The organism is uncultured Aquimarina sp. (assembly GCF_947500065.1).
Classification (GTDB): Bacteria; Bacteroidota; Bacteroidia; order Flavobacteriales; family Flavobacteriaceae; genus Aquimarina.
In genome coordinates this window covers 1-4235 of the sequence record NZ_CANMQT010000029.1, presented here as the reverse complement: position 1 = coordinate 4235, position 4235 = coordinate 1, and the positions used below count along the sequence as shown (strand labels likewise).

The window sequence follows — 4235 nt, the reverse complement described above, 5'->3', positions numbered from 1 at the left end:
ATATATAGTAGCTATACCGTTCTATGCTATTTATGCGTTTTTCTTTTTGGTCCATCCGTAGAAGGTTTGTACCAAAACGTAACTATGGATAAATATCAAGCCAAAATTGTAGCATTAGATACCTATAAAAAGGAACGGAGAGGTAAAACACCAGCAACTATACAACAAATAACCGTAAAATTTAAACCTAAAAAATCTATTGATTCTATTACATCCCAACTTAGTATTAGATCAGACGCACCTCCAAATATGCAAAAGCCATATGAAATTCGATACAACCAAAAAACATCAATAGCAATATCAAATTCAGAAACAAACCCAAACCTTTTACTTATAGTTATAGGCTTGATTCCCTTGTATTTTTTAGTGTATGGAATATGTTTTGCTTTTGATCTAAAATTACCTAAATGGTTTCCGGATTTTCGTAAACTGATGGGTAAGTATTAAATTTTAAAATTATAATAAGTGGACTTTCTTACGATATTATTTTTCTTATTTCTCGCAATCATAATAATTATAGGAGAATCTCAAAAGCGGAAAAAAAGGAAAAACAGAATAAAGCCAATAATCTCAGATATCAAAGATATATCAACTGGATTTGTTGAAATAAAAGGAAAACTAAAACAAATCAATACAATGACTTCTCCGATGACGAGATCAGAATGCATAGGATACAGCTATTCTATTATGCGTTTTAATTCTTCAAGAAAAAGAAGTGTAAGTTCTATAGATAGAGGAATATCAGAATCAAAAGAACGTGATAGGCATATGAAATGGAAGACGATATCGTCTGATACAGCTTGTAATGATTTTTATATAGAAGATCACACTGGTAAGATTAAAGTAATAGCTAAAGAGATTTCGATCTCACTTTTGAACGTCAATCAAACAGATAAAAAAATATCAAGTAATACACATACAGAAAATCTATTGCTACAAGATGATAAAGAGTATACCTTAATTGGTACAGCAACATATAACAAAAACAATGAATTAATTATAAAAAAAGGAGACAATGAATTCTCTGTTAGAGACCCATATTTTGATAAAATATATAAAAGCGACCTCCCAGATAAAATAAGTAAATATGGTTTAATTTTTATGTTATTACTTATTGGTTTAATCCTTTTATTTGTAAATGGTTTTCTTAAGTAACTGCAGTGAAGTATGTTTTTATATCAATCTCAACTAAGGGCACTGTTAGAAATGATTTAACAATTTTACTCTAATTAAATATAAATAGTTCCTATGAGTGAATCCTGTTTAATACTAATTCCATTATTTGTTTTTGTACTATTATTTATTATCACTAGTGTTTTCAAGAAAAAGAAAAAGGATAATCGAGAAAGAATCAAAAACCTTCCTATTACCGACATTAAAGATGCCGAAAAAATTTCCGATCTTATTAAAGTTAAAGGTACTTTAATAAAAATAAAAATCATTCAATCTTATTTAACCAAAACACAATGTATTGGATATGACTATAAAGCAAAAAAATGGGTTTCTTCGGATCGTTTTGATAACGATCGTTCTTCAAAACGATGGAAAACCATAGAATCTATAGAAGAATGTTATGATTTTTATATCCAAGACCATACGGGAAAGATTAAAGTAGAAGCAGAAGATATCTCGATAGTTAGTTACAATAATGAAAAAAAAATAAAAAAAGGTCAAATTAGCTATTATGAAAATCTTCTTTTACCCAATACAGACGAATATTATATTGTTGGATCCATAGAAAAGGATGAAAATGAAATTATTATACGAAAAAGCGTGATGGATAATGAACTCTCAATTTTTGATCTGAAGTCCTATGATCTATTTGTAGATATTCCAAAATGGTATCGTATCGGTTGTGCAGTTTTCTTGATTATAATTGCCATAATTTTCTTTGCCATAGTATTTGACGAAGCGTTGAAAGGATTAATTGAAAAATTATTCTAAACTTATCTTCTTATGAAATATATCTTCTTTTTTACGCTTTTTATTTCCCTATCTCTTTTTGCTCAACAAGAGCAAGAAAATAACATGAAAACCATAGAAGATATAAGTAACATCTATAAAGAAGTTGAACATTTTCCGCTAGAACCAAATTACGGGGTATATATAAGTTCCTCAAACACTAATTTTGAGGTAAGAGTTAATGACATTCCGGTATTCATTGGTTACGAATTTATTACTAATGATGTTTCTCCTAAAGGAAGTTATTTTCCGATTAACCTAGCTATATCAAAATCAGGTATCCAAACTATTGAAGTACGAATGTTTCCTTCGTACAACAGAGAAACACAACAATTAGAACCTAGCTTAAAGAATGCACAAGTAAAAGTAGATGTTGTAAAAAGAGAATATAACACAGTAAAAAAAGAATACAGCGAAGAAGAAGTAATCCTAAATCTTGCTTCACCTACAGAAAAAAATGAAGTAAGTAAAAAAACCAAATTTATTTATCCGGAACGTACTGAATATTCTTTTGATGGAACTTTTGAGGCATTGGTTCCTTATGGTATAAAAACATTAGAGAAAGCTCAAAACCTATTAACTACTGATCCAGAAGAAATAATGGAACTCACAGAACAACTACTAATAAGTTATAATGAAATGTTTGAGGTTTATGATCAAAATAATATTTCTGAATATGCTGATTTAATTTATAATAAAGAAAAAAGAACTGCTCAACAGTTATTTTTTACAGAATCTGACAGTAAAAAAAGGATAGGAAAACTATTAACTTCTGGCAAAATAGTTAAAGACGGATATGAAATGATGCCTTTTGAAGATTTTAAACTACGCTTTTATGCAAATGGTAAAATAATAACATTAGTATATGATAAATTAGGTCAAGTGGGAAGAAACAAATCGGTATTGCGTTCTTCCGGAGAATCAAGAAAAAGTTATTATTCCCTTTTTTATAGACCTGTAGGAAGCGATGAATTTATCCTATATTAACTTTATCCGGTGAAACTTATCATAATATTACTACCTTTAGTTTCTTTTGACTTTTCGGACATCCTATTCTTTCTTTTGATTGGAGGAATGATTTTATATAGTGTTCTTAAAAAGAAAAAGCCAAACCTGATTGAAACTCTTGAAGTTTCCAAAATAAACACACTTTCCAACGGATTTGTCAAAATTAGAGGTAAATTAAAGTCAATAAATCATATAACATCACCTATCTCGGAAACTAAGTGTATTGGTTATAATTACAGTCAGCTTTCATATAGATCTGCAGGAGCAAGAAGAGTAAAAGGAAGTAAAAAATGGAGAACGTACCGTACTGAATCCAAAAGTGCAGATTTCTATATCCAAGATGATACAGGGAAAATAAAAATAAATGCTAAAGATATTTCTATACAGCTTAATGTAAACAGATCAGAAAAAAAGCTTTCTAAAACACTTATTGATGTAGAAAATTTATTGCTAGAAGATGATACAGAATATATCCTTACAGGTACACTAAATAAGAATAAAAACAATAGTATAGAAATTGTAAAAGGGACAAAAGAATTCGTTATAATGGATAAAGCTTTTTATGAGTTTGCATTTGAAGATATTCCATTTATGAAAAAAAAAGCTGGTTTTTTTATCATCTTTCTGGTAGTGTGCATTATTATTTTTATCGTTTATAAATCTATTACCAATTAAGATGGGGTTAGATGATTTTCTAAAATATATAGAAATCCAAAACATGCATAAAGTAGTTCTTGTACTTATTTTTACGTTTGGCAACATTGGATTAGGTATTGCATTAAGCATTTTGTGTTATATTCTTAAACCAATTAAAATACTTTATAATACATTAGGTGCTATTTCTGCGGGCACATTAATGGCAGCTTTTGTAAATCTTCTTTTTTTAGGTATACTTCTTAGTATAGATATAACCACAGAAATTATTTTGTATAGTGGCCTTTTTATCTCAATAGCATGTTATGCTTTCTGTTTACATTATGCCGATAGATTATGGAAAATAGGAAAAGCTTCGGAAAAAAAATAGTTATATAAATGAAAAACATTCTTACTTTTTTTCTATTCTTGGTTAGTCTTTTTGTTTTTGCGCAAAAAAATAAAGAAACAACAATGATAGGAACACAATACACCCAGCAAGACATCTTAGAATTATATAAAACCGTAAAGCACTATGAAGAAGAAACGCACTACGGGATAAGAATCAAATCTGCAAATTGTAATTTTGAGATATTGATCAATGACAAAAAAGTTTTTTCTGTTAGAAAAAA

At 28.6% G+C, this 4235-nt stretch carries 6 protein-coding genes and 1 pseudogene; all 7 read left to right on the top strand.

Annotation, left to right across the window (positions count from 1 at the left end; translation table 11 throughout):
- Nucleotides 1-447: hypothetical protein (locus Q0975_RS28270; RefSeq protein ID WP_299444329.1), on the top strand; the 447-nt coding region annotated here is incomplete at its 5' end.
- Nucleotides 448-465: 18 nt separating this feature from the next.
- Nucleotides 466-1155 carry a hypothetical protein gene (locus Q0975_RS28265; protein WP_299444327.1) on the top strand — a complete coding sequence of 230 codons (690 nt, stop codon included), beginning with the start codon at nt 466-468 and terminating at the stop codon, nt 1153-1155.
- 93 nt (nt 1156-1248) lie between these two features.
- A complete protein-coding gene (locus Q0975_RS28260) occupies nt 1249-1944 on the top strand; it encodes a hypothetical protein (protein ID WP_299444325.1) in 696 nt (231 codons plus the stop codon).
- A 12-nt stretch (nt 1945-1956) separates the two neighbouring features.
- Complete coding sequence (locus tag Q0975_RS28255; protein WP_299444322.1) at nt 1957-2949, top strand: hypothetical protein; 993 nt, start codon at nt 1957-1959, stop codon at nt 2947-2949.
- Nucleotides 2950-2958: 9 nt separating this feature from the next.
- The gene (locus tag Q0975_RS28250) at nt 2959-3645 is read left to right on the top strand and encodes a hypothetical protein (protein WP_299444319.1); all 687 of its coding nucleotides are present in this window, start codon (nt 2959-2961) and stop codon (nt 3643-3645) included.
- Between the two features lie 43 nt (nt 3646-3688).
- Nucleotides 3689-3994 (top strand): hypothetical protein, encoded by a 306-nt coding sequence (locus Q0975_RS28245; protein WP_299444316.1) that lies wholly within the window; start codon nt 3689-3691, stop codon nt 3992-3994.
- Between the two features lie 8 nt (nt 3995-4002).
- Nucleotides 4003-4235: pseudogene (locus Q0975_RS28240) on the top strand (hypothetical protein); the annotation flags it as partial.